This is a genomic window from Pseudomonas sp. 8(2025) (genome assembly GCF_052665325.1).
In genome coordinates this window covers 40,977-65,067 of record NZ_JBQOIE010000015.1, presented here as the reverse complement: position 1 = coordinate 65,067, position 24,091 = coordinate 40,977, and the positions used below count along the sequence as shown (strand labels likewise).

Annotated in this window: 27 protein-coding genes; 11 read left to right on the top strand and 16 right to left on the bottom strand. The window is 64.9% G+C overall.

Annotated elements, in window-relative coordinates:
- Window positions 1-65: 65 nt before the first annotated feature.
- A complete protein-coding gene (locus ACUXVH_RS25080; RefSeq protein ID WP_015635176.1) occupies window positions 66-437 on the top strand; it encodes a hypothetical protein in 372 nt (123 codons plus the stop codon).
- 3 nt (window positions 438-440) lie between these two features.
- On the top strand, window positions 441-623 hold the full coding sequence (locus tag ACUXVH_RS25075) for a DUF1289 domain-containing protein (RefSeq protein WP_011060713.1): 183 nt from the start codon (window positions 441-443) through the stop codon (window positions 621-623).
- Here the strand turns inward: ACUXVH_RS25075 and ACUXVH_RS25070 are convergent, their stop codons facing one another.
- Window positions 624-1,109: a hypothetical protein gene (locus ACUXVH_RS25070; RefSeq protein WP_065363726.1), complete on the bottom strand. Its 486-nt coding sequence runs from the start codon at window positions 1,107-1,109 to the stop codon at window positions 624-626. It lies immediately after the preceding gene.
- Window positions 1,110-1,122: 13 nt separating this feature from the next.
- The gene (locus ACUXVH_RS25065; protein ID WP_065363727.1) at window positions 1,123-1,764 is read right to left on the bottom strand and encodes a LysE family translocator; all 642 of its coding nucleotides are present in this window, start codon (window positions 1,762-1,764) and stop codon (window positions 1,123-1,125) included.
- 246 nt (window positions 1,765-2,010) lie between these two features.
- Here ACUXVH_RS25065 and ACUXVH_RS25060 point away from each other — a divergent pair, with 246 nt between their 5' ends.
- Window positions 2,011-2,685 carry an ATPase gene (locus ACUXVH_RS25060; RefSeq protein WP_065363728.1) on the top strand — a complete coding sequence of 225 codons (675 nt, stop codon included), beginning with the start codon at window positions 2,011-2,013 and terminating at the stop codon, window positions 2,683-2,685.
- An 86-nt stretch (window positions 2,686-2,771) separates the two neighbouring features.
- Here ACUXVH_RS25060 and ACUXVH_RS25055 read toward each other — a convergent pair whose 3' ends face one another.
- The 5 genes from ACUXVH_RS25055 to ACUXVH_RS25035 all read right to left on the bottom strand — a co-directional run bounded on the left by ACUXVH_RS25055 (window position 2,772) and on the right by ACUXVH_RS25035 (window position 7,133).
- Window positions 2,772-2,990 carry a hypothetical protein gene (locus tag ACUXVH_RS25055; protein ID WP_019094443.1) on the bottom strand — a complete coding sequence of 73 codons (219 nt, stop codon included), beginning with the start codon at window positions 2,988-2,990 and terminating at the stop codon, window positions 2,772-2,774.
- 196 nt (window positions 2,991-3,186) lie between these two features.
- The gene (locus ACUXVH_RS25050; protein ID WP_065363729.1) at window positions 3,187-4,239 is read right to left on the bottom strand and encodes an NAD(P)-dependent alcohol dehydrogenase; all 1,053 of its coding nucleotides are present in this window, start codon (window positions 4,237-4,239) and stop codon (window positions 3,187-3,189) included.
- Between the two features lie 213 nt (window positions 4,240-4,452).
- Window positions 4,453-5,298, bottom strand: a complete 846-nt coding sequence (locus tag ACUXVH_RS25045) for a CAP domain-containing protein (protein ID WP_176707119.1) — start codon at window positions 5,296-5,298, stop codon at window positions 4,453-4,455.
- 100 nt (window positions 5,299-5,398) lie between these two features.
- Window positions 5,399-6,094, bottom strand: coding sequence for a hypothetical protein (locus tag ACUXVH_RS25040; RefSeq protein ID WP_065363731.1), 696 nt, complete (start codon window positions 6,092-6,094; stop codon window positions 5,399-5,401).
- Window positions 6,095-6,173: 79 nt separating this feature from the next.
- Window positions 6,174-7,133, bottom strand: coding sequence for a GlxA family transcriptional regulator (locus ACUXVH_RS25035; RefSeq protein WP_065363732.1), 960 nt, complete (start codon window positions 7,131-7,133; stop codon window positions 6,174-6,176).
- A gap of 98 nt (window positions 7,134-7,231) precedes the next feature.
- On the opposite strand from ACUXVH_RS25035, the gene ACUXVH_RS25030 reads away from it, so the two are divergent.
- Window positions 7,232-7,687, top strand: coding sequence for a tautomerase family protein (locus ACUXVH_RS25030; protein ID WP_445496184.1), 456 nt, complete (start codon window positions 7,232-7,234; stop codon window positions 7,685-7,687).
- A gap of 27 nt (window positions 7,688-7,714) precedes the next feature.
- On the opposite strand, the gene ACUXVH_RS25025 is transcribed toward ACUXVH_RS25030, so the two are convergent.
- Both ACUXVH_RS25025 and ACUXVH_RS25020 read right to left on the bottom strand, forming a co-directional pair.
- Window positions 7,715-8,209: a PaaI family thioesterase gene (locus ACUXVH_RS25025; RefSeq protein ID WP_011060723.1), complete on the bottom strand. Its 495-nt coding sequence runs from the start codon at window positions 8,207-8,209 to the stop codon at window positions 7,715-7,717.
- Window positions 8,210-8,313: 104 nt separating this feature from the next.
- Window positions 8,314-8,955: a hypothetical protein gene (locus ACUXVH_RS25020; protein ID WP_065363734.1), complete on the bottom strand. Its 642-nt coding sequence runs from the start codon at window positions 8,953-8,955 to the stop codon at window positions 8,314-8,316.
- A 665-nt stretch (window positions 8,956-9,620) separates the two neighbouring features.
- Between ACUXVH_RS25020 and mqo the strand changes: the two genes are divergently transcribed.
- The 3 genes from mqo to ACUXVH_RS25005 all read left to right on the top strand — a co-directional run bounded on the left by mqo (window position 9,621) and on the right by ACUXVH_RS25005 (window position 13,086).
- Entirely contained in the window at window positions 9,621-11,258 is a 1,638-nt protein-coding gene (gene mqo / locus ACUXVH_RS25015) for a malate dehydrogenase (quinone) (RefSeq protein WP_065363735.1), read from the top strand.
- A gap of 255 nt (window positions 11,259-11,513) precedes the next feature.
- Complete coding sequence (locus ACUXVH_RS25010) at window positions 11,514-12,236, top strand: GNAT family N-acetyltransferase (RefSeq protein ID WP_053150782.1); 723 nt, start codon at window positions 11,514-11,516, stop codon at window positions 12,234-12,236.
- Between the two features lie 67 nt (window positions 12,237-12,303).
- Window positions 12,304-13,086, top strand: coding sequence for a DeoR/GlpR family DNA-binding transcription regulator (locus ACUXVH_RS25005; protein WP_065363736.1), 783 nt, complete (start codon window positions 12,304-12,306; stop codon window positions 13,084-13,086).
- A 116-nt stretch (window positions 13,087-13,202) separates the two neighbouring features.
- On the opposite strand, the gene ACUXVH_RS25000 is transcribed toward ACUXVH_RS25005, so the two are convergent.
- From ACUXVH_RS25000 to ACUXVH_RS24980, 5 genes are all read right to left on the bottom strand, one after another.
- On the bottom strand, window positions 13,203-14,000 hold the full coding sequence (locus ACUXVH_RS25000; RefSeq protein WP_065363737.1) for a nucleotidyltransferase domain-containing protein: 798 nt from the start codon (window positions 13,998-14,000) through the stop codon (window positions 13,203-13,205).
- A gap of 87 nt (window positions 14,001-14,087) precedes the next feature.
- Window positions 14,088-15,416 (bottom strand): MFS transporter, encoded by a 1,329-nt coding sequence (locus ACUXVH_RS24995; protein WP_015635186.1) that lies wholly within the window; start codon window positions 15,414-15,416, stop codon window positions 14,088-14,090.
- A gap of 154 nt (window positions 15,417-15,570) precedes the next feature.
- Window positions 15,571-16,764, bottom strand: a complete 1,194-nt coding sequence (gene lhgO / locus ACUXVH_RS24990) for an L-2-hydroxyglutarate oxidase (protein WP_065363738.1) — start codon at window positions 16,762-16,764, stop codon at window positions 15,571-15,573.
- A 115-nt stretch (window positions 16,765-16,879) separates the two neighbouring features.
- On the bottom strand, window positions 16,880-17,590 hold the full coding sequence (locus ACUXVH_RS24985) for a FadR/GntR family transcriptional regulator (protein ID WP_011060731.1): 711 nt from the start codon (window positions 17,588-17,590) through the stop codon (window positions 16,880-16,882).
- A 111-nt stretch (window positions 17,591-17,701) separates the two neighbouring features.
- Window positions 17,702-18,229, bottom strand: coding sequence for a GNAT family N-acetyltransferase (locus ACUXVH_RS24980; RefSeq protein WP_011060732.1), 528 nt, complete (start codon window positions 18,227-18,229; stop codon window positions 17,702-17,704).
- Between the two features lie 123 nt (window positions 18,230-18,352).
- On the opposite strand from ACUXVH_RS24980, the gene ACUXVH_RS24975 reads away from it, so the two are divergent.
- Window positions 18,353-19,246: a LysR family transcriptional regulator gene (locus tag ACUXVH_RS24975; RefSeq protein ID WP_053150791.1), complete on the top strand. Its 894-nt coding sequence runs from the start codon at window positions 18,353-18,355 to the stop codon at window positions 19,244-19,246.
- Between the two features lie 4 nt (window positions 19,247-19,250).
- Here the strand turns inward: ACUXVH_RS24975 and ACUXVH_RS24970 are convergent, their stop codons facing one another.
- A complete protein-coding gene (locus tag ACUXVH_RS24970; RefSeq protein ID WP_065363739.1) occupies window positions 19,251-19,865 on the bottom strand; it encodes a LysE family translocator in 615 nt (204 codons plus the stop codon).
- A gap of 123 nt (window positions 19,866-19,988) precedes the next feature.
- Complete coding sequence (locus ACUXVH_RS24965; RefSeq protein WP_065363740.1) at window positions 19,989-20,858, bottom strand: LysR family transcriptional regulator; 870 nt, start codon at window positions 20,856-20,858, stop codon at window positions 19,989-19,991.
- A gap of 137 nt (window positions 20,859-20,995) precedes the next feature.
- Between ACUXVH_RS24965 and ACUXVH_RS24960 the strand changes: the two genes are divergently transcribed.
- Genes ACUXVH_RS24960 through ACUXVH_RS24950 form a run of 3 tightly spaced genes read left to right on the top strand, consistent with a single transcriptional unit; the run spans window position 20,996 to window position 24,082 of the window.
- Window positions 20,996-22,054, top strand: a complete 1,059-nt coding sequence (locus tag ACUXVH_RS24960) for an agmatine deiminase family protein (protein WP_065363741.1) — start codon at window positions 20,996-20,998, stop codon at window positions 22,052-22,054.
- Window positions 22,051-22,959, top strand: a complete 909-nt coding sequence (gene aguB / locus ACUXVH_RS24955) for an N-carbamoylputrescine amidase (protein ID WP_065364710.1) — start codon at window positions 22,051-22,053, stop codon at window positions 22,957-22,959. Before ACUXVH_RS24960 ends, aguB begins: the two co-directional genes overlap by 4 nt.
- A 43-nt stretch (window positions 22,960-23,002) precedes the next feature.
- Window positions 23,003-24,082, top strand: coding sequence for an extracellular solute-binding protein (locus ACUXVH_RS24950; RefSeq protein ID WP_065364711.1), 1,080 nt, complete (start codon window positions 23,003-23,005; stop codon window positions 24,080-24,082).
- The last annotated feature ends 9 nt before the right edge of the window (window positions 24,083-24,091 follow it).

Here is a 24,091-nt window from a genome sequence, read left to right as displayed (position 1 = left end):
CGCCGCCGCGGGCGAGTGGCTTGAGGTATGGTGTGCGGCCTTTTAGCTGCGACTCAAGGCTTGTCATGCCATTCAACAAACGCCAGCAGGCGGCCACGGAGCGCCTGCTGGCCGCCACCCTGACCGAAGCCTGCGAAGCCGCCAAGGCCGAAATCGTCGGTTTTTCCTGGCTGACCCACGAAGTGGACTACGCCGCCTTTGCGGCGAGCCTGGTGGTGGTCTGGGTCTTCGACACCCAGGCCCACAAGGAGCAGGCCCTGGCGGCCGGGCAGGGCGCGCGGATGCTCGAACTGACGGCCCGGGCCCTGGAAGAGGCCGATGTTCACCTCGACGCCCTGGAAACCCGTGTGTTCTTCGACAGCGAAGAGCAATGCCGGCGGATCAATGGTGGCGATTGGGCGCAACGCCTGAAGCGCCTGCGCCCGGGCCGGGGTTGAGCCATGGCCAAGGAAATCGACAACCCCTGCATCGCCCTGTGCCAGCTCAGTGGCGACCTGTGCCTGAGTTGCGGGCGCAGCAAGGACGACATCCGCAAATGGAAGCGCATGAAGCGCCCGGAAAAAATGGCCGCCGTGCAGCGGGCCGGCATCCGGCTCAAGGCCTTGCAGAAAAAGAAGGGCTGATCAGGTATCGCTCTGGAATTGGCCGGCGCCCAGGCGCCGCACGCTCAGCCAGAAGTCTTCCCCAGGTTCGTACTCGGCCAGAGACAGGCGGTGCACCTGTCCCTGCTCGTCCTCCACCGTCAGGCTGGTCTCCCAGTCGAAATCCGGGTTCTGGGAAATGGTGTAGGACGGGTAAGGGCTGTTGATCTCGAAATGAATCGAGTAGACCTCCAGTGGCGGGCACGACAGCAGGCCTTGTGCGTACAGCTGCCAGACCTTGCGCATGCCGGGCACGCACAGGCGCTCGGCAAAGGCCAGGGCCTGGGGGATGTCGTCCCAGGCGGCCTGTACCCCTTGCTGCGCGGTCGCGAGCCGGCGCTGGGGCGGTTCGTTGCTGGGGTGCTGGACGTAGACCAGGCGGCTGCTGAACTGCAATTCGCATTGCAGCACGCCGGCAGTGGTTTCCCAGTGGCCCAGCAGCGATTCCTTGAGCAGGTCTATTTGCATCGCGTCTGAGGGCTCAGGCCGTTTGCCGGCGCATGGCCAGGATGGTGGTGCCGAAGAAGATAAAGGTGGAACCCACCACCCGGTTGACCCACTTGGACAGGGCCGGCCGGGTCAGCACGCCCTTGGCCCGGGAGGCCAGCACCGCGTAGACGCTGAGGGAGGTCAGGGACAGCGCCATGAAGATCAGGGTCAGGATGAAGAACTGCGGCAGCAGCGCGGCGTGCTGGTCGATGAACTGGGGGAACAGGGCGGTGAAGAAGATGGTCGCCTTGGGGTTGGTGGCGGCGGTCAGGAAGGCCGACTTGAACAGCTTCAGGCGCGGCGGCTTGCCGACCTGGGTGCTGTCTGCGCTGGCTTCACTCAGCAGTTGGCTCTTGCTGAACAGCTGCTTGGCACCCAGGTAGAACAGGTAGCCGGCACCGATGATCTTCACCGCGTTGAAGATCCATTCGGAACTGGCGATCAGTGCCCCGAGGCCGAGCATGGCCGCGGCAGACATGCAGAACAGCCCGCTGACATTGCCCAACGATGACCAGATAGTGGACTTGGCGCCGTAGGCCACGCTGTTGTGCAGCGCCACCAGGGTAGCGGGGCCGGGGCTGGCGATGGCGATGGCTGCCACCAGGGTGTAGGTCAGTATCGAGTGAGCATCCATGGTCCGGACTCGTCTTGCAGAAAAAGGGGGCTTGATTCTATCGGGGCCAGGGCGGGCTGTATGCCAGAAATTGACGGCTTTATCGAAGGGCGCGAGCGGCGCAGGCCAGCGCCTTCGAGGCGCATCGGTGCCCATTGTCAACCATTGCTGCAATCGATAGTTATCATCAAAAAGTGCAGGTTCCGTTTTTCCGGCAAAGGAGGAAGATAGCGCTTACACCGTGCTTGCTGCAGAAGGAAACACCCGATGAGAATCTCGACTCTAGTGACCCTTGTGGTGCTTTTGATCGCGGGAACCGGGGCTTCTGCGGCCACCCTCGCCACTGAAGACACCTCCTGCCACTTCCTGCCCATGGCCGACAGCAGCACCGACCTGCAGCACGCGCAGTCGGTAGGCGTGCTGTACAGCGAAAACACCATCAGCACCCTGCAATACCTGGAGCACTACCATGCGGTAGCGCTCAACGGGGCGAAGAATGCCGGCCTTGATCCGCGCATCAGCCAAGCCTTCGTCAACAGCTCGGACCCGAAACGGGCAATCGACTGGCTGATGGCTTCGCTGCAGAAGCATTTCGGTTCGGTGACCGTCTATGACAGCCTTGACGCGGTGGTCCAGGCCCACCCCGATGTGGTGGTGATGCTCGATACCTACAACCAGCTGGTGACCAAGCGCAACAGCAAGGTCGAGGCGCGCTTCATCGCCAAGTTCTATGACGCCAACCTGCAGTACATCGGCCAGGCAGCCGGGATCCAGGCCAAGGAACTGCCGTCGGTCTGGGTACGGGGCAAGGCGGCGCCGGAGATCGCTGCGCAGATCAACCAGCAGACCGAGTTGCAGGTCGATGCCCTGAAGCAGTTCGACGCATCGCTCAAGGCCCTGGTGAGCCAGGGCGACGCGGGGCAGATGGCGGCCAACAAATGAGTTGCAGGCAGGCCTGATGAAAAAAAGCCCCGAATGTTCGGGGCTTTTGCTTTGTGCCTGGCCGGGGGCAGCCTGTGGCGCGGTGCCTAGGCCGAGGCCAGAACCCCCGCGACCAGCAGCGCTATGCCCAGGTACCAGCCCCAGAGAAAGGGCCGGGCTTGCGGGTCTTTCCTGGCGTAGACGTACACATAGAAGGGAATGAACAGGCTGAGGATGGCATTGCCCAAAGAATTCTTCAGGGCCACGCAGAAAATCGCGAACTGCATCGCCACCGTAAGTGCCAGCCCTGACAGGATCAGGAACATAACCATTGAATCGTCTCGCTATCGAATGAAGGTCGGTCACCCCCTCTGGTGCGTCGCGGCCCGGATGCGGGCAGCGGCGCGCCAGAGGGAGCGGTGTGACGGGTTATCGACACGGCGGTGCAAAGCAATAGGCAAGGGTGCCGTCATCGACCCTTCATTCACTTGCGAGCGTTCACTGCTGGTGCCAGGCCGGGTTTCAGGCGCCGCTGCCCAGGGACGCCATGTCGATCACGAAGCGGTAGCGCACATCGGCCCGTTCCATGCGTTCGAAGGCCTGGTTGATGTCCTGCATGGCGATCATTTCGCAGTCCGGGAGGATGTTCTTGCGCGCGCAGAAGTCGAGCATTTCCTGGGTCTGGGCGATGCCGCCGATGGGTGAACCGGCCAGCCGGCGCCGGCCCAGGAGCATGGGCAGGGTCAGTTGTTCGTCGATCGGCCCGACCTGGCCGACGATCACCAGGGTGCAGTCGATGTCCAGCAGGGGCATGTAGGGCGAGACGTCGTGGCGCACCGGAATGGTGTCGATGATCAGGTCGAAGCTCGACTGGGCGCGGGCCATGGCCTGCGGGTCGCTGGACACCAGCAGTGCATCGGCGCCCAGGGCCAGGGCGTCGGCGCGCTTGTCGGCGCTGCGGCTCAGGACCGTGACCTTGGCTCCCATGCCCACCGCCAGCTTGACCGCCATGTGCCCCAGGCCACCGAGGCCGATGACCCCGACCCGGCTGCCGGGCCCGACATTCCAGGTGCGCAGCGGCGAATAGGTGGTGATGCCGGCGCATAGCAGCGGCGCGGCCTTGGCCAGGTCCAGGCCCTCGGGCACCCGCAGGACGAATTCTTCGCGCACCACCAGGTGCTTGGAGTAGCCGCCGTAGGTCACCTCGCGGGTGATGCGGTCCAGGCCGTTGTAGGTCTGGGTATTGTGCTCGCGGCACATCTGTTCTTCGCCCTTGCGGCACTGGTCGCACACCTGGCAGGAGTCCACCATGCAGCCGACGGCGACGCTGTCGCCGACCTTGTACCGCTTGACCTCGGGGCCGACGGCGGTGACCCGGCCGACGATCTCGTGGCCCGGGACCATGGGGTAGCGGCTGGCGCCCCAGTCGTTGCGCGCCTGGTGCAGGTCGGAGTGGCAGACCCCGCAATATAGGATTTCCATCGCCACATCGTTGGCGCGCAGGGCGCGACGCTGGAAGGTGAAAGGTGCCAGGGGAACCCCGGCGGACTGCGCTGCGTAACCGAAGGTTTGCATGATCAGCGTTCCTGTGTGAGGGAGAGCGAATGATCCGAAGGCAGGGCTACAAGCATAGAAGCCCCGGGCGCACCGTGAGGACGGCCGACCGATGGTTGTGCGGGCCAACCGGCCGCGCACCGCGCAGGCCGGGGTGAGTGAGTGTCGCTCCTTCGTTGTCCTGGGGGCCCGGTTGCAGCTTCAGGGCGTGGCAGCCACGCCCAGGCACTGGGCTCAGGGCGCGCCGAACATCGCGGTCCAGTAAATGCCGGCATCGCTTTTCGGGTCCACCGCGTAGGCCGCGCCCAGCTCGCTGTAGGCCGGGTTCATCAGGTTGGCGCAATGCCCGGGGCTGGCCAGCCAGCCGTCCACCACCTTGCGCACCGTGTCCTGGCCGGCGGCGATATTCTCGCCCACCTGCTGGCCGGCATAGCCTGCCAGTTCCGCGCGGTCACCCGGGGTTCGGCCGTCATGGTCCTTGTGGTCGAAGTAGTTCTGGTTGGCCATGGCCCGGCTGTGTTCCTCGGCGGTGGTACCCAGGGTGGCGTTCCAGGCCAGGGGCGCGGTGGCGGCAAAACCTTGGCCACCACATTGCCGGGGCTGGCCGCGGGCACTGTTGATCTGCGCGAGCAGTTGCTGGCCCTCGGCCTGCCAGTCCCCCAGGCGCGCGGACAGCAGCGGTCGCGCGAGCACGATGCGCCACTGGTTGGCCTGGCGATTGACACCGATATCGACGAACTGCGGGTCCAGCACCACCTGGCAGAAGCTCTCGCGTACCGCCTGCATCGCCGCCTGGGCATCCCGGGGGCCGGACAGACTGATGGCCTGCACGTTGACCATGGGGTAGGCCGCCCGGGCCAGGGCCTGCTGCAGGTCACCGACGTTGTCCACCGGCAGGATCAGCCGTGGGTCGCCGGTCAGCGGCGGCAGCTCCGAGGAGGCCTGGTTGGCGCAGCGTTGCGGCTGGCTGCGGTAGGCGTTGATCGATTCGATCAGTTGCGACTGGTCGTCGGCGACGGCGCCGGTGGCCGCCAGCAAGCCCAGGGCCAGGGCTGCGGCGGGCAAGAACAGTGAGCGCATGGGCATGCAAGTCTCCCGGGAAATGGACAGCGCCCATGATGCACCCGGCGCCGGGGCATTTCATCCGCCGGTGGATGAAATCGGTGTTAGCCGCTGCGCCTCAATGGAAGTCGTAGTACAGCGCCCATTCGCCGCTGGCGGGGTGTTTCCAGAACATCAGGCTGCCGCCGTGCACCACGTTGAGTCCGATCTTGGCGTCGGAGGAAATCTGCATCACGAATTCGAAGCCGTCCCCGACATCGACTCCCGACTGGCAGAACGAGGGGTAGCCCCCGAGCTTGTGCTGGTAGCAATGGTTCACCAGGTCGTAGTAGCACTCGATCTGCCCGGAGTTTTCCAGTTCGAGGATTTCCCGCTCCAGGTCCTCTGGCACGCCACCGCCGTCCCACAGCGGAAAGTCCGCGGGCACGGCTTCGGGCTTGAGCGGGAAGGGTTTGAGAAAGGCCCCGGGGGCAGTCAGGTCCTTGCGCACCAGCACATCCTCGGCACGGTACTCGCGAATCAGCCAGCGCTCGCCCATGGGTTCCAGGGGCTCGGGAAAGGGGTTGGCGACGAACACCGTGAGCACCCGCACGCCTTCCAGCAGCGGGCTGTGGAAGGGCAGCGCCGGCAGATAGAGCTGGGCGAACGGCAGCAGGGTTTCCCCGGCGCTGTTGCGCGGCAACTCTTCATCCTCGCGAAACAGAAAGACCCGGCCCAGCCAGCTTTCCTCGTCGCTGCCGGAGGGGCGAAAACCGCCGGGAATCAATTGCAGCGCCGGCTTGGCCAGGCGGCGCTGGATTTCCTGAATGTCCATGGTCAGGGCAGGTGTCCTGTTCGAAAGAAAGGGAGCGGCAATGTATCAAAAGTCCTCTTGCCTGGGGACCGTGGTGGGCTCAGCGCAATTGCCTCGGAGTGGCGTTGAGCAACTTGCGCATCAGCCGGCGCAGGGCCGTGGCGTCCTGGTATCCCACCTGTTCGGCCACGTGCTCCACCGAATATTTGCTGCTTTGCAACAGAGCCCTCGCCCGGTTCAGTTGCACATTCTGGATCAGGCGCAAGCTGCTGTGGCCGGTGACCTTGCGTATCTGGCGACCCAGGGTCCGTTCGGACATGCTGAACTGTGCGGCCAGTTCGCCGACGCTGGGCAGGTTTGGCAAGCCGGCTTCGATATGGGCGGTAAGCCGGCTGATCAGGGTGTTGCCCTGGGCCATCATTGCCGGTACCCGAAACGGCGCCTGCAATTGCCGCCGATCAATCAGCAGCGTCTGCCCCACCGCGTCTGCCAAGCTCGTGCCGAAACGGCTGCGCAGCAGATGCAGCATCAAATCCGATTGGCCAAATGCTGCTCCGGCGGTGGTTAGCGGAGGGTCGACCACAACCATCTGGTCCGGATCCACCTCGGTGTCGACGGCCCACTCTTGCAGCAGCGGCGCCAACCACCAGGAGGTCGTAACCCGGCGCCCGGGCAGGAGCCCGGCGGCCTGCAACAGGAAAACGGCGGAACAGGATGCCGCCACTTCGCCTCCGAGTTCCAGATGATCGCGCAGTGCATCCAGCAACGGGGCAATGTCTGCTTGCAGCAGGCGCTGGGCGATGGCCTCGGGGGTGTCGATGCCCAGCCCCGGCACTATCCAGCAGGACCGATCATCGTCCCTGGCATCCAGGGCCTCGACCTCGAGCAGCAGGCCCTGGCCCAGGGCTACCTGGCCAGCCTGCAAGGCACAAACCCGCCAGCGCGGAGCCCCGAGCCCCAGGCGTGGGGCCAGCAGCGCGGCGCTGGAAAGCATGTCCAGGGTCAGGGCGACGCTGGAGGCAAAGGAACCGGGTAGGAGCAAGACGGTGAAATCGTTCATTGGCGGATTATGCATGAAAGATGTCGAATCGGTCGCTGTTGGCCAGGGATGAGCACAGGCTCAATAGCCGCTCCTTTTCTGTGTAAGTGGTGATGCCGATGCCTAATATTCTGATCAAGATCCCCCAGGGCGCTTTCGATGCCCGGCAGCGTGCCAAGGTCTTGCAAGAGGTTACCCAAGTGGCCCTGACGGTGGAGCAAATAGGTGATGACCCCCGTCAGCGGGCGTTGTGCTGGGTACTGCTGGAAGAGCTGGCGCCGGGCTTCTGGAGTTGTGGAGGTGCCGACTCCAGTGCCCAGGCGGTTCCTTGCATGGTCCGGGTCAAGGTCCCGGCGGGCGTGCTCGATGCTGCCCAGCGCCAGGCCTATGTTGAGGGATTGCATCAGGCGCTGGCCGGCTGTCTGGCAGAGGACGATCCGCGAATGCTGATGACCTCGATCCTGCTGGATGACGTGGCTGATGGCACCTGGGGGGCCAACGGTTCGTTGTGGCAACTGGCGGATTTTGCCCGAGCGGCGGGCTATCGGCACCTGTCCCACCTGCATGGGCGATAGTTCCGACCGCCTTCCCAGGCCCTCGGCTCAGGCGTCTCTACCGTGAGCCGCTGCCGCGAGCTGGCTGGTATCGACTCGCACGAAGACCGAATCGCCAATGGCGGTCAGCACATCGCCGGCATATACCTCGCAGATCACCTGGCTCTTGCGGCCTACTTCACCCTCGACCCTGGCGCGCAGGGTCAGGGGCACGCCCATGGGGGTGGGCTTGATGAACTTGATGCCCAGGTTGCCGGTGACGCAGTCGATGCGTGGCAGGCTGCCGGGCTCGCGCTGTTCGTTGCGGTAGTGGTAGGCCATGGCGGTCCAGTTGGAGTGGCAGTCCACCAGCATGGCGATCAGGCCGCCGTAGACCAGGTCCGGCCAGCCGCAGTACTTGGCGTCGGGCAGGTGCTCGGCCACCACGTGCACACCGTCCTCGTGCCAGTGGCTCTTGATGTGCAGGCCGTGATGGTTGCTGCTGCCGCAGCCGAAGCACACGCCTTCGGGGGCGGTGGTGTCTTGCAGTGAGGTCGGGTGCATGGTTGTTCCTTGTTGTTCTTGGGGGCGCGGCGCCGGGTGCTTTCCCGGCGTTGCAGCGCAGCATCCTATCCAATTTGCCTGAACGATCGAAGGACGGATTGCAGCTAGCTGGGGTAGTGCATGGTCAGCACGGCCCAGCGCAGGTTCTCGACCCCGGGTACTTCGCCAATATCGCGGGAGGCGTGTTCGACCCAGCCGGTGTATTCCACGACCGCCTCCAGATGCTTTGTCCATTTATCCTCTGTGAAGCCGACGCCGAAGATGATCACGCTGCCGCTGGCGACCTTTTCTTCCTTGGCCTTCAGGCGTGTCATGTACCAGTAGTCGTCCGATGCCGAGATGAACAACTTGCCTTGGTTGGCGTTGGCAAAGGGCGCCTTGAGTTCGATGAAGTGGAAGCGCTGCTTGTCTGCGTCGCGGATCCACAGGTCACATTGCTTATGGTGAATGTCCATGTCGGACCAGCGCTGGTCCAGGGCGACCTTGTATTCCACGCCCACGTCGCCGAGCCAGCCGTCGCGTGGCCCGGCCAACCCCCGGTGCTGGATCAGCCAGAAATAGAATTCGAACTTCAGCCAGCCCTCGAAACCATTGCCGAGCACGCTGAGGGCCGAGGGAAGGTGCGGGCGCTCCTGTTCCCAGGACTTCAGGAACGCGCGGAACTCTGTTGCAACACTGTCGATACCTTGCATGGCCGTCCTTTGCAGTAAATGGGTGAAGGTGGTGTTGTGGCGCGGTGCCATCATGCATCAAGGTCGCCTCTTGGCGAAGGCGCATTTGCCGCTGTGAATGAGGGGCGGCCAGCGTCGTTGTGACGCATTGATTGCGGCAGGTGTCGTACAGCGTCGAGGTTTTCCCGGGCGGGCGGCTCGTGGCTCCGGCCAAGACAGGCTGATGCCGTAATGATATTCTTGCGCTGAATCGGTTCATCGTTTGTGCAGAAATACCTTACCCGTGCTTAGCTTCAAGTGGCCTGTTCGGGTCCCTTGCAAGGCTGTGGGAGTGTCTGCACGACCCCGCCGAATGTAATGTCAGGCAGTGTTCGTTTACCTCTTTGGTTGAACCCGACCCCTAATTTCCTGTTGGCCCCCGCAGTTGCGGGCGTCATTCTTGTTCGTCCGGCAGTTTGCGGCGCGCAAGGTCGGGCAGGGGGAAACTGCCTGTTGGTTGCGTCCCGTGACGTGCCCTGAGAAACACTGTCACTCAAGTAGCTGAAGCCAAGAACGACAAGAAGTCAGCGCCGGAGCGATATAAAACTGAGGTCGAGCCTGTCTCGTCGGCCTTGTGTGCCCACCCTCCAGTTCTTTTGAATGTGTTGGTCCAGGACCTGCGAAATGACTGTTTCGCAATCACCGGAGTACGCAGGATCGAGGATGGGGCGGCGGATGGCGTTCTATCGTAGGTACTCAGAATGTTTAAGAAAGTGAACACGGCCCTGATCGGGCTGGCGATGTCGATAGGCCTCACGACCGCGCACGCGGCTGAGCCGAAGAAAGTGGATGTGCTGCTGATCGGTGGCGGCATCATGAGTTCGACCCTCGGGGTCTGGCTCAATGAGCTGCAGCCGGATTGGTCGATGGAGATGGTCGAGCGCCTGGACGGCGTCGCAGAAGAAAGCTCCAACGGCTGGAACAACGCCGGTACCGGCCACTCCGCTTTGGCCGAGCTGAACTACACGCCGGAAAGCAAGGACGGCAAGATCGAGATCGCCAAGGCCATCGAGATCAACGAAGCGTTCCAGATTTCCCGGCAGTTCTGGTCCTGGCAGGTCAAGAACGGCGTCCTGAAGAACCCGCGTTCGTTCATCAACTCCACCCCGCACATGAGCTTTGTCTGGGGCGATGACAACATCAAGTTCCTCAAGGCCCGCTACGAGGCCCTGCAGGCCAGCCCGCTGTTCAGCGGCATGCAGTACTCCGAAGACGCCGAGCAGATCAAGAAGTGGGTTCCACTGATGATGGAAGGTCGTGACCCGGCGCAGAAGATCGCTGCGACCTGGACCCCGATCGGCACCGACGTCAACTTCGGCGAGATCACTCGCCAGTTCGTTGCCCACCTGCAGGCCCAGCCCAACTTCGCGCTGAAACTGTCCAGCGAAGTGCAGGAAATCGAGCGCAATAAAGACGGCTCGTGGCGCGTGACCTACAAGAACCTCAAGGACGGGTCGAAAACCGAGACCGACGCCAAGTTCGTGTTCATCGGCGCCGGCGGCGGTGCCCTGCACCTGCTGCAGAAGTCGGGCATTCCTGAAGCCAACGAATACGCCGGCTTCCCGGTGGGTGGCTCGTTCCTGGTGACCGACAACGCCAGCGTGGCCGAGCAGCACCTGGCCAAGGCCTACGGCAAGGCTTCGGTCGGCGCGCCACCGATGTCGGTTCCGCACCTGGACACTCGTGTGCTGGACGGCAAGCGGGTGATCCTGTTTGGCCCATTCGCGACCTTCTCCACCAAGTTCCTCAAGGAAGGTTCGTACTTCGACCTGCTGACCAGCACCACCACCCACAACTTCTGGCCGATGACCAAGGTGGGCATCGAGCAGTACCCGCTGGTGGAATACCTGGCCGGCCAGCTGATGCTGTCGGATGACGATCGCTTCGCCGCGCTGAAGGAATACTTCCCCAACGCCAAGCAGGAAGACTGGCGCCTGTGGCAGGCCGGCCAGCGCGTGCAGATCATCAAGCGTGACGAAGAGAAGGGCGGCGTGCTGAAACTGGGCACCGAGATCGTGGCCTCCGAAGACGGCAGCATCGCCGGCCTGCTGGGCGCATCCCCAGGTGCTTCGACCGCCGCGCCGATCATGCTCAGCGTGCTGCAGAAAGTCTTCAAGGACCAGGTCGCGACCCCGGCCTGGCAGGAAAAGCTCAAGCAGATCGTGCCGAGCTACGGTACGGCCCTGAACGACAGCCCTGAGCGTGTGGCCAAAGAATGGGCCTACACCGCCGAAGTGCTGCAACTGACCCCGCCACCGCCGGTCAAGGGCGCGGCGCCTCAAGCTCCGGCCAGCCTGGCCAAGCCAGAGAGCAACCCAGCGGTCGACATGGCGCTGTAAGCCCTCGGCCCCGCCCGCGTTCGTCGGGCGGGGCACCGCGGATGCCCCGGTGCATCCGTATCCTGTGCCGGTTGCGGCCATGGCCCCGCCATAGCCGCAGCCAGCCAGTCTCTTGCTCCCGATCCCATTCGCGCTTTTGCGTCGATGCACGCGCCCGATGCGCTGCCCGGTTGTGCGCCTGTGTCACCCGCGCCGGGTTATCATGGCGCGCCCGCCGTAGCCGGGCATGCCCCAACCCTCGGAGTCACCGCCTCGATGTCCAGCATCACCCTGTTCCAAGCCCCGCCGCCCGAAGCCATCCAGAGCCAGATCCAGCAGATGGTGGTGGACTACATCACCGACGTCAGCGCGGTGGCCATCGCCCCGAGCAACCCGCTGTACAACCTGTACCAGTACGGCGTCGGCTATGAGGTGCACCTGTACCTGCAGGCCATGGACGGTTCCCGGGGGATCGCGGTGGAGCTGGTGGTGGCCACCGACCCGCAGGCCCCGGACCAGGTGCTGGGTTTCACCCTGTACCTGCCGGTCAAGGACGATCCCCAGGCCTGCGCCGTGGCCTATATGGCGGTGCGGCAAGGCCATCGGCGCCAGGGCATTGCCCGGCAGATGCTGCAAGCCATGCTGGCGCGTTACCCCCATGCGGAACTTGCCTGCAACGTGGCCAAGGTGGGGTGTTTCGAGGCCCTGGGCTTCCAGCTGCTGGGCGCCCGCGGTCCGCAAGTGCTGATGAACACCCGGGACCACGGCAGCGACGGCCTGCTGGCGGTGCTGGATGTGGCGCCGATCTACCAGTCGGTGGAAGTGCGGCAGATTCACACCTACCTGCTGGCCCAGCACGGGCGCAAGGCCATGCTGGAAGCGGAGAAAAAGCGCGACCGGCAACTGGACCAGATGACCCGCCAGGCCCAGGCGCTGGTGCGCGAGCGCCTCGGGGAAGCGGCCTTGTACCGCTCACGGGCGCCGCAGCTGATCAACTGATCGGGTTGCTTGTTTTTGCCCGAGTGTCTGTGTAGCTTGGCGAAAACACGCAATAACGGGCTTAAGCATGCAAAGTCAACACCCGCCGGCCGAGCTGCCATCCTTGCGTCGGCAAAAAATCCTTCTGCTGCTGGAGCGCGACGGCAAGGTCATGGCCGCCGAACTGAGCCGGCATTTCGCGGTGTCCGAAGACACCATCCGCCGCGACCTGGCGGAGCTGGATGCCGCCGGCCTGGTGCAGCGGGTCCATGGTGGCGCGCTGCCGCGGCCCAAGGACAGCGGCAAGGACTATTTCACCCGGGTCGGCGAAACCAATGAGGCGAAACTGCGCCTGGCGCAATATGCCGTGCAATGGGTGCAGGACGGCCAGACGGTGCTGTTCGATTCCGGCTCCACCACCCTGCACATCGCCCAGTCGCTGCCGGCGGGCATCAGCCTGACCGCGGTCACCGCCTCGCCGATGATTGCCGTGGCCCTGGCCGAGTACCCCAAGGTCAGGGTGATTCTCGCCGGTGGCCAGCTCAACCCGGCAACCCTGTCCGCCAGCGGCCATGAAGCACTGCGCATGATCCAGGGGATCAAGGCCGACCTGATGTTCACCGGCGTCTGCGCGATCCACCCGGAGATCGGCATCAGCTCCCTGCATTTCGACGAGGTGCCGATCAAGCAGGCAATGTTCGACAGTGCCAGCGAGGTCATCGCCGTGACCACCGCCGACAAGCTCGGCGCCATGGAACCCTTCGTCGTGGTGCCATGCAACCGCTTGCACCGGCTGGTGACCGAGCAGGAGGCGCCGGGTGTGGACATCGAAGGTTATCGGCAGTTGGGGATCGAGGTGCTGCAGGTCTGATCCGGCAGCGACCCCCGTTCCGGCGGCGCTTGCAGTAGATGGGGTAGCGCCTCGCGGGGTTGAGCCGTTTTGAAACCCAGATGCAGCCGTTGCCGGGTCCGGTGCAATTGCATGGGTCAATTCCTGGATGGCGGCGGGGCCAGTGCCTGGCTCATCCACTGCGCCATCTGCCGCAAGCGGTCGCTGAAACCGGCGCCGGCGGGGGCCGTTGCCTCGGCGGCCTGGCGAAACACGTCGATGGTGCCTGCCATTTCCGGGTAGTGCTGCACAAACAGCCGCACGTGCTCATCCAGGCTCTGGGGCCAGCTCGGCTCCTGCTCCTGGCGCAGCAGGTTGGTGGCGCGAACGAGTTTGCGCGAGGCCTGCCGTTGCAGCCGGAGGACTTCGGCGGGCATCTGTTCGCGGTCGATGCGCTCGGCGTAGTCGTCCAGCACTGCGAGAAAGTCACCGTTCACCGCCAGGGCAATCTCCCGGCTGGGCCTGAAAGGTGCAAAGCGCGAGCGCAGGTCTTCGCCCCACAGGCAGCGGCAATGGTGCTTGAGCCAATAGCCCCAGCTGTCGAGGTTCCGCGTTTCCAGTACCTGGTTGAGGTCGCCGATATCGAAATCGATCTTCGACACCAGCGGGTGGCGCGCTTGCAGGGCCTGGCGCAGGTTTTCCAGATGCTGGCACGCGGCCGGGTCGGCGGGATCTTGCAGGATCAGGCACAGGTCCAGGTCGGAAGCTCCAGGCCGGGCGGTGCCACGGGCGACGCTGCCGTACAGGTACAGGCTATGCAGCGGCGGGCTGGCGGGAGCGGTGAGGGCGGCGCACAGCTCGTCGAGCAGGGCTCGGTACTCGGGCTGCGGGGGTGGTTCGGCAGGAAGGGCGATCAAGCCGTCGGCATCGACGCCGAATGCGCTATCGGGTGACATGGGGTGGCCTGTAATGCGGGTTCAGCGGCCACCTTAGCAAAGTCTGCCCGGGCCGTTGGAGCGGCCCGGGCAGGGTTGGGTCCAGCCTCAGTTCTTGAAGGCCGAGTGCTTGCGGCCCTGGTCGAGGAAGGCGAACACCACCACCAGCACCGCGGCGACGGCGAGAATGATCACCACGCCGTCGGTGGAGTGGGTGGCCGAGGCCGTCACCAGGGACAGAGCGCCTAGCGGCGCCAGGCCACCGGCGATGGCGGTGCCGATCTCGCGCCCGGTGCCGAAACCCGAAGAGCGGGTCGCGGTGGGGAACTGGCGGCTGAGGAAGGAGCCCTGTGGGGCGAACATCATCGGCGCCAGAATGCCGGTGCCGACGCCGATGGCGATGTAGATCATCAGGCTCTCACCGGTGTTGAGCAGGGCCAGGAAGGGGTAGGCGAACAGCACCGAGAACAGCCCGCCGAGGATCAGCACGGTCTTGCTGCTCCACTTGTCGCAGAGCCAGCCGAAGAACGGCACGGCGACGATGGCGATCAGGCTGGCGATGGTCACCGACAGCGAAGTGACGTGCACATCGACGTTCTTGTACTGGGTCAGGTAGGCCAGGGAGAAGGTCTTGAAGATGTAGCTCAGGGCGTTGTAGCCCACCGCCACGAAGAACACCACGGCCAGGCCCTTGAGGTCGTTCTTGAACAGCGCCTTGAGCGGCGAGGCCTTGGCTTTCTGGCTTTCCTTGCTCAGTTCCTTGAACTCCGGGGTTTCCGGAATGCTGTTGCGCACCCACAGGCCGACGGCCACCAGGACGATGCTGCAGACGAACGGAATGCGCCAGCCGCCGGCCAGCAGGAAGTCGTTGCCGTTGATGGTCAGCAGGTAGATGGTCAGCGACGACAGCAGCAGGCCCAGGTTCAGCCCCAGCGCCGGCCAGGCGCCCTGGCTGCCGCGCTTGCCCTCGCTGGCATGCTCATAGGAGGTGACTGCCGCGCCGGACAGTTCGGCGCCGGCGCCCAGGCCCTGGATGATGCGGATTGCCACCAGCAGGATCGGCGCCCAGATGCCGATCGACGCGTAGCTGGGGATCAGGCCGATCAGCGCGGTGCACACGCCCATCAGGCAGAAGGTCAGCACCAGTACCTGCTTGCGGCCGAACTTGTCCCCCAGGTAGCCGAACAGGATGCCGCCGAAGGGGCGGGCGATAAAGCCGATGGCAAAGGTCGAGAAGGCCATCAGGGTGGCGCTTTTCGGGTTGCTGTTATCGAAGAAGATCTTCGAGAAGACGATGGCCGCCATGGTGGCGTAGAGGTAGAAGTCATACCACTCCAGCATCGAGCCGAAGATGGTGGCCGCCGCGACCTTGCGCAGGCGTTTCTTGGTTTGCTGTGGGGTTTCCGCTGCAGTACTGCTGGTTTCAACTGCGGTCATATCCGTACATCCTCATGAATCATTGTAGTTATTGTCGAGTTGACGCGAGCCTTGCGCGACGCGCCCTAAAGGGCGGCCAAGGGGTATTGCGGCGACACGCGGCCCGCTTGGCAGTGCCGGGGCACTGCGCTGCAAGGTGATGGCGCGGGGTGTTTCAGGCGGCCTGGAAAATCCGGTCGGCAATCATCGAGCCAATGGGAATCGCCGAAGTGGCGGCGGGCGAGGGCGCGTTGCACACATGCAACATGCGCGGGGTTTCGGCGAACAGGAAATCGTGCACCAGGCTGCCGTCGCGCATCACCGCCTGGGCGCGGATCCCCGCCTCATAAGGCAGCAGGTCTTCCACTTGCAGGGAAGGGCAGTACTTGCGGCACTGCTCCAGGTAGCCGGACTTGAACAGCGAGTTCTTCATCTCGGTGGTGCCGGAGCCGAGGTTCTGCCAGATGGTTTTCCAGAAACCGGGGAAGCTGGCGTACTGCGCCACGTCGCGCCAGTTGATGGAGAACTTCCTGTAGTTTTCCCGGCCCAGGCCCAGTACCGCGTTGGGGCCGACGGTAACGCTGCCGTCGATCATGCGGGTCAGGTGCACCCCGAGGAACGGCAGCTCCGGATCGGGGATCGGGTAGATCAAGTGATTGACGATGTTGTTCTTCGACGCCGGCAGGCGGAAGTACTCGCCGCGGAAGGGGATGATCTGGTGGTCGATCTTCACCCCGGCCATCACCGCCAGGCGATCCGATTGCAGGCCGGCGCAGGCCACCAGCTTCTTCGCCTGCCAGCTGCCGCCGTGGCTGCTGACGGTGACGCTGTCGGCGCTTTCCTGGATCGCGGTGACGGTCTGGCTCAGGCAGATCTCGCCGCCCTCGCGACGGATCACCCGGGCCATGGTGTCGCAGACTTCGCGGTAGTCGACGATGCCGGTGGCGTCGAGGAACAGCCCGCCAAGGCCGACGATATTCGGTTCGCGCTGGCGCAGTTGCTCGGCGTCCAGGCGCTCCACCTTCAGGCCGTTCTGTTGCGAGCGCTGGTACAGGGCCTCCATGCGCTGCACTTCCAGGGCGTTGGACGCCACCAGCACCTTGCCGCAGACCTCGAACTTGATCCCGTGCTCGCTGCAGAACTGCTTGGTGGCCTCGGCGCCACGCTTGCACAGGTCGGCCTTGAGGCTGCCCGGAGCGTAGTAGATGCCGGCGTGGATCACCCCGCTGTTGTGCCCGGTCTGGTGCTTGGCCAGGACGTTTTCCTTTTCCAGGATGACCAGCGAAGCGCCGGGCTGGCGCTTGAGGATCTCCATCGCCGTAGCCAGGCCGACGATGCCGCCGCCGATGATGCAAAAGTCATAAATCATTGTTCTTGGGTACCTTGGATCCAATGCGTTTCGGTCTGGTTATCAGGTTGTCAGACTAACTAATCCGACAAAAAACCGCAGGCCGTGGCATGCGGCTCGAAGCGTGAAGCTGGGGTCAATCGATAGTCGGCAGCTCCAGGCCCAGGCGCTTGGCCGAAGCCCGCAAGTGGGCGTCGGCGCAACCGGCGGCGGCCTGGCGGTCGCCAGCGGCAATCGCCTGGTACAGCGCCTGGTGTTCCTGGGTGGCATCGGCGGAACCGCCCACCATGCGCAGCGCCGAGTTCTCCCAGGCGGCCTTGCGGGCGCTGGTCAGCTGGCTGCGCAGAAAATCATGGAAGGCCACGAAATAGTCGTTCTTGCTGGCCTCGGCGATGGCCCGGTGGAACTCCACGTCGGCCAGCCCCGCGGCTTCGAAATCACTGCGCTTGTCGTGCATTTCCTGCAACGCGCCCTGCATCCGTTGCAGGTCGGCGGCATCGCGGCGCTGGGCGGCGATCGACGCGGCCTGGGTTTCGATCCACAAACGCATCTCGAACATCTGCGCCAGGTCCGGCAGGCGGCCATCGCCCTGGGGGAAACGGAACACGGTGCCGGCGGGGGTCTTGGAAATGTACGAACCCAGGCCACGCCGGGCGATCAGTACGCCGTCGGCCTTGAGCTGGGCGATGGCCTCGCGAATCACCGAGCGGCTGACGTTCAACTGCTCGGCCAGTTGCTGCTCGGTCGGCAGGCGCGATTCGGGGGCCAGGCGGCCGGAGTCGATCTCGGTGCGGATCGCATTGACCACGCGCACAACGAGAGAGTCGGGTCGCTGGAGTTCAAGCATGGGTGGGTAAAACCTTGGTAGTCAGGTTGTCAGACAATAGCCGTTGGGAATTTTCGCTGTCAAGAAAAACCCACGCCAGGCAGGCGTAGGCGGGGTCCCACAAAGCCGCACTCAGGCCGTCAGGGGGCAGCTGAAAATCAGGTCGTCGAAGTCTTCGCCACCCCTGCGGAAGGCCCCTTCGTCACGTTGCTGGAAGACGAAACCGCATCGCTCCAGAACCTGGCAGGACGCAGCATTGCCGTCGGTGACCGTGGCCACCAGGCGCTTGATCCCCAGGCTGTGGCGGGCGTACTGCATCAGCGTGCGCAGGGATTCCGTGGCCAGGCCCTTGCCTTGATGACCGGGGGCCAGCAGGTAGCCGACCTCGGCTTCGGCGCTGGGCCGGTCGCTGACTCGCAGGCCGGTGAAGCCCAGCTCCTCGCCGCTGTGGCGATCGCGGATCACCAGGCACAGCCAGTGGTCGCAATCCATGTCCCAATGGGGCAGGCGCGAGGTGAAACGCTCCTCGATCTGCATCCGGGAGAGCGGATCGCAGACATAGCGCAGGTTTTCCGGGTCGCTGTGCAGGGCCAGGAACAGCTCCCAGTCATGGGCGTTCAGGGGGCGCAGGTTCAGGCGAGGGGTGTGCAGTTCCAGCATGGGGGCTCCCGATCCGTGGGCAGGAAAGATTTTGGGCACTTTACAGGAGAAAAGTCTGACCGCTGCGCTGCTTATTTCGCATAAGATCCCGGGCCTGGGTTTTCAGGGATAGGGCAGGTAAGCGTGAACTGGGACGATCTGCGGTTTTTCATTGCCGTCGCCAATGCCAGCAACATCACCGACGCCGGGCAGGCGCTGAAAGTGTCGGCCTCGACGGTCTCGCGCAAGATCCTGGTGCTGGAGCAGGCCTTGAGCAGCGTGCTGTTCCTCAAGACCACCCAGGGCTATTTCCTCACCGAAGCCGGCCAGGCCCTGCTGCCCATGGCCCTGGAGATCGAGGAGCGCTTGCGCCTGATGGAACGTCAGTTGTCCCGGCCAGGCGCGCGCATGGCCGGGGTGGTGCGCATCGAATGCCCGGAGTTGATGGGCAGCCACCTGATCATTCCCGCACTGGCGCAGTTTCGCTTGCAGCACCCGCAGATCAGCTTCGATTTCGTCAATGCGGCGCGCTCGGTCAAGCTCACCCAGAGCCACAGCGACCTGCTGCTGCGCCTGCAACGGCCGGAAGCCGGCAACTTCACCCTGCGCCGGGTCGGCGAGTTGACCCAGGCGCTGTTCTGTTCCCCAGGTTATGCCGCAGCCCATGGCTGCCCCGAGAAGCCTTCGCAGCTGCGCCAGCATTCGCTGATCGGCTGGAACCAGACCCTGGCCCACATGCCCCTGGCCCGCTGGCTGGACCAGCTCAGCGGTGATCAGCCGTTGTGGATGCGCACCGGCAACCTGGAGGCGCAGCTCAAGGCGGTGCAGGCGGGCCTGGGGATTGCCGCCTTGCCGGCCTATATCGCAGAACCCCTGGGCCTGCACCGGGTGTTGCCCCAGGCTCCGGCTCACCGCGCGGATATCTGGCTGCTGCGCAACCTGGCGACCCAGGGCCAGGAGCGAGTCGAGCGGGTGGCGGAATTTCTCTGCGATCTGCTGGCGCGCCAGGGCTTGCAGGGTGAGGGCAAGGCCGGCTGACGCGCTAGGCGCCACGCAGCAATAGCCACCCGGCCACCGCCATCAGCAGCAAGCCGAACAGCGCATTCTGCGCCAGCAGCAGGCGAGGGCGGTCGTGCATCAGCCGCTGCAGGCTTGAGCCCAGGCTGGCCCACAGCAGGTGGCCGAACAGGTTCACCGCGATCAGCGCGGCGCTGAGCGCCAGTACCACGGCAGTGCCCGCATCGGCGCCCGGGCTGAAGGTGGAGAACATGACCAGCAGCATCACCAGACCCTGCACGTTGCCCAGTTGCAGCATCACGCCATCACGAAACTGCAGGGCTTCACTCTGCTCGCCAGGCTTGCGCAATGGCCGCAGCAGCAGGCGCAGGCCCAGCCAGAAAATGTACAGGCTGCCCGCTACCCGCAGGCCCCAGAGCAACCCTGGATACGCCGCCAGGCTGTGATACAGCCCCAGCCCCACCAGTAGCGCCAGGAGCAGGTAGGTCAGGTCCAGCCCGCAGATGAAGCGCAGGGAACGCCGCACGCCGCTGCGGGCGCCGGAGCTGGCCACCATCAGGTTGCCGGGGCCGGCGCTCAGGGCCATGGGCAGCATGGTGGACAGCCACAGCGGCCAGTTGATGTCGTGGATCGGGGGCACGGGCGGCTCCTGGAAGGCAGTGCGGATTGCACTGGCGCCAGCTTAAGGCGCCGCCACGCGTGGGGTTAGGGGCAGGAATGGAAAGCGGTTTTGCATCGCTCCAGTCCTTGCCGGGCGGGCGCCTCAAGCTTCGGCCGAACCCTGCAGCGCAGCCTGTAGCCACTGCGAGAAACTGCGGGTCAGCGGGCTGCTTTCACTGTCGCGGTGAATCAGCCAGGCCCAGGTCGGGCCGCGCACGCTCTGTTCGCACAAAGGGCTCAGCAAGCCCTGGCTCCGGGCCTGCTGGCTCAGAAGCTGGCTGACCAGGGCAATGCCGTGGCCGGCGCAGGCGGCGTCCAGCAGCAGGCCCGGGTCGGAAAAGTTCAGGCCGTTGCTGCGTTGACCAATGTCGCTGCCGCCTTCCACCAGCCAGTGGCTCCAGTCCATTTCCCGCTCGCCATGCAAGGTGGTGCGCAGTGCTTCGGGTTGCGCCAGCACGCTGGGGTGGCAGGCAGGGTAGAGGCGGTCGCTGTACAGCTCCAGGTAGCTGCATTCGGCCTGGGCGCTGAGGTCGTCGCGCAAGGTCAGGTCGATGGTCTGGGTGCTCATGTCCGGTGGCTCGAAGCTGGTGAACAGCCACAGGTCCACCTCCGGGTGCAGGCGATGGAATTCCCCCAGCCGCGGCAACAGCCAGTGGCGGGCAAAGGCCGGGCTGGTATTGACCACCAGCTGATTGGGCTTGCGGTACTGCTCCAGGCGGCGGATGCCCACCGCCAGTTGCTGCAATAGCGACTGGGTGGTGCTGCGCAGGTCGTGCCCGGCGTCGGTGAGGGTCACGCTGCGGCCGTTGCGATGGAACAGCGGCTGTTCGAGGAAGGTTTCCAGGCTGCGGATCTGCTGGCTGATGGCCGATTGGGTGAGGTGCAGTTCTTGCGCCGCCTGGTGAAAACTGCCCAGGCGAGCGGCGGCTTCGAAGCCTCGCAGGGCATTCAGGGGTGGCCAGTGTTTGAGCATGATTGATAAGCCTGGCTAATCAGATGTGCGCTAAATCTATCGTTTGTTGGCGGTTTTTCAAAGCCATAGCATGGGCGCTGTGTTTCAACCTTGTTGGTTGATTGATAACAAAACCTTACTTGAGAGGTGCAGGGCCCATGCAAGGCAATGACAGGCAGGACAGTGGCTGGCGGATGCCCGCCGAGTGGGCGCCCCACGCGGCGACCTGGATGGTCTGGCCCCACAACCGGGGGGTGTGGGAATCGGTATGGGGCGTGACCCTGGCCGAGGTGCAGGCAGACTTCGCCCGGGTGGCCAATGCCATCGCCGGTTTCGAACCGGTGAAACTGGTGGTCGACCCCTCTGCCCTGGACAGTGCCCGACGCCTGTGTGGCGCCAATGTCGAGCTGGTCCCCCAGGCGGTGGACGACAGCTGGTGCCGGGATTCCGGCCCGAGTTTCATCTGCCATCCGCAGCAGGGGCTGGCCGGGGTCAGCTGGCGCTTCAACGCCTGGGGCGGCAAGTCCGAGCACAGCCTGGACCGCAGCCTGGCCCGGCGCCTGCTGGACCAGCTGGGGCTGCCTTGCTTCGGCACGCCCCTGGCCAACGAAGGCGGGGCCATCCATGTGGACGGCGAAGGCACCCTGATCACCACCGAATCGGTGCTGCTCAACCCCAACCGCAATCCGGGCCTGGGCAAGGCCGAGGTCGAGGCGATCTTCCAGCGCCTACTGGGTGTGCAGAAGATCATCTGGCTGCCGGGGGACCCGGACCACGTGACCGGGGACATGACCGACGGCCATGTCGACGGGATCTGCGCCTTTGCCCGCCCCGGGGTGCTGCTGGTGGATGCCACCCATGACCGGGGCTCGGTGTACGCCGAAGTGGTGCGCGAGAACCGTCGTGCCCTGGAGCTGGCGCGGGATGCCCGCGGGCGCGCCTTCGAGCTGATCGAGCTGTTCGAGGCCAGCGCCGCGGTGGACCACCGGGCCGAGGTGTTCTGCGCCTCCTACACCAACTTCTACCTGGCCAATGGCGCGGTGATCATGCCGGCCTACGGCATCGCCGCCGACCAGCAAGCGGCCCAGGTGCTGGCCCGGGCCTTCCCCGACCGGCAGGTGGTGCCGGTGCGGATCAACCATCTGGCCCACGGCGGCGGTGGCGTGCATTGCATCACCCAGCAGCAACCCCAATGGCCAACGAGGGCCCAGGCATGAACCCATTGACCGTCGCGACCACCCAGATGCCCTGCACCTGGGACCTGCCGGGCAACCTCGAGCGCGCCGAACAGCTGGTGCGCGAAGCGGCAGCCCGGGGCGCCCAGGTGATCCTCCTGCAAGAGCTGTTCGCCACCCCGTACTTCTGCATCGAACAGCAGCACCGGCACCTGGCCCTGGCCGAGGAGTACCCCGCGAGCCGGGTGCTCCAGCGTTTCGCCGCCCTGGCCCGGGAGCTGGGTGTGGTGCTGCCCCTGAGCTGGTTCGAAAGGGCCGGTACGGCCTATTTCAATTCCCTGAGCGTCGCCGATGCCGACGGCCGCTTGCTGGGGGTGTACCGCAAGACCCACATTCCCAACGCCGTGGGTTATCAGGAGAAGGAGTACTTCAGCCCCGGCGATACCGGTTTCAAGGTCTGGGACAGCGCTTTCGGCCGCCTGGGCATCGGCATCTGCTGGGACCAGTGGTTCCCCGAGACCGCCCGCTGCCTGGCGCTGCAAGGCGCCGAGGTCTTGCTGTTTCCCACCGCCATCGGCAGCGAACCGGGCAGCGCCGGGCTGGATTCCCGGGATCACTGGCAGATGACCATGCGCGGGCACGCGGCGGCCAACCTGCTGCCGGTAGTGGCGGCCAACCGGGTCGGCCGTGAAGTGGCTACCGGTGACCCGGCGTTGCACATGGATTTCTACGGCTCATCGTTCATCTGCGACCACAAGGGCCGGCTGCTGGCCGAGGCCGATCGTGACAGCACAGGGGTCTTGCTGCAGCGCCTGGACCTGGCCGCCATGGCCGAGGAGCGTCGCACCTGGGGCATCTTCCGCGACCGTCGCCCGGAGATGTACGGGCCGCTGCTGAGCCTGGACGGCCAACACCTTCACCCACGCTGGAACCCCCGGGAGGCATGACATGCAGACCACAGGCAAACGCTGGAAACGCCGCTGCGCGGGCATGCTGGCCCTGACCCTGGTAGTGCTCCAGGCCCAGGCCGAACCCGAGGACAAGACCCTGCGCCTGTACAACTGGGCCGACTACTTCGCCGCCGATACCCTGGCGCGCTTCACCGCCGAAACCGGGATCAGGGTGATCTACGACGTGATGGAGGGCAGCGAAGTGCTGGAAGCCAAGCTGATGACCGGCGGCAGCGGCTACGACCTGATCTTTCCCGGTGACACCGTGGCCGAGCGCCTGATGCGCGCCGGCAGCCTGCAGACCCTGGATCCGGCCCGGCTGACCGGCCAGGACGACATCGAGCCCGGCCTGCAGAAGCTGCGCGCCCAGTACCCCGGGGCCCGCCAGGCCACGGTGCCCTACACCTGGGGCACCATCGGCCTGACCTACAACGCCCGGCAGATTGCCGAGCGCCTGCCCGACGCCCCGGTCAACAGCCTGGACCTGTTGTTCAAGCCGGAGCTGGCGGCGCGCTTCGCCGATTGCGGAATTTCCCTAATCGACTCGCCGGACGAGGTGCTGGCGGTGGCGCTCCACTACCTGGGGCGCGACCCGCGCAGTGCCCGGCCCGAGGATCTGCGGGCCGCCGGCGAGCTGCTGGGCAAGCTGCGGCCCTATATCCGCAAGTTCCAGTCGCAGCCGGTGACCGACCTGGTCAATGGCAACCTGTGCCTGTCCCTGGGCTACAGCGGCGACATGACCCAGGCCCAGCGCGCCGCCGACGCCGCAGGCAAAGCGGTCGAGTTCCAGTACCGCATTCCCCGGGAAGGCACCACGGTGTGGATGGACACCATGGCGATCCCCAAGGATGCGCGGCACCCGGAATATGCCTATGCCTTCATCAACTTCGTGACCCGACCAGAGAACATGGCGGCCATCAGCAACTTCACTGGCTACCCCACGGCCAATGCCCGGGCGCGGCCAAGTGTCGACCCGCAGATGGGCAACAACCCGGATATCTACCCGGATGCCGCCACCTTCGAACGCTTGATTCCCGGCCGCGACATTCCCCAGGCCGATATGCGGGCTCGAATGCGCACCTGGACCCAGTTCAAGACGGCCACCGCTGCCCGCCACTGACCGGGCGCC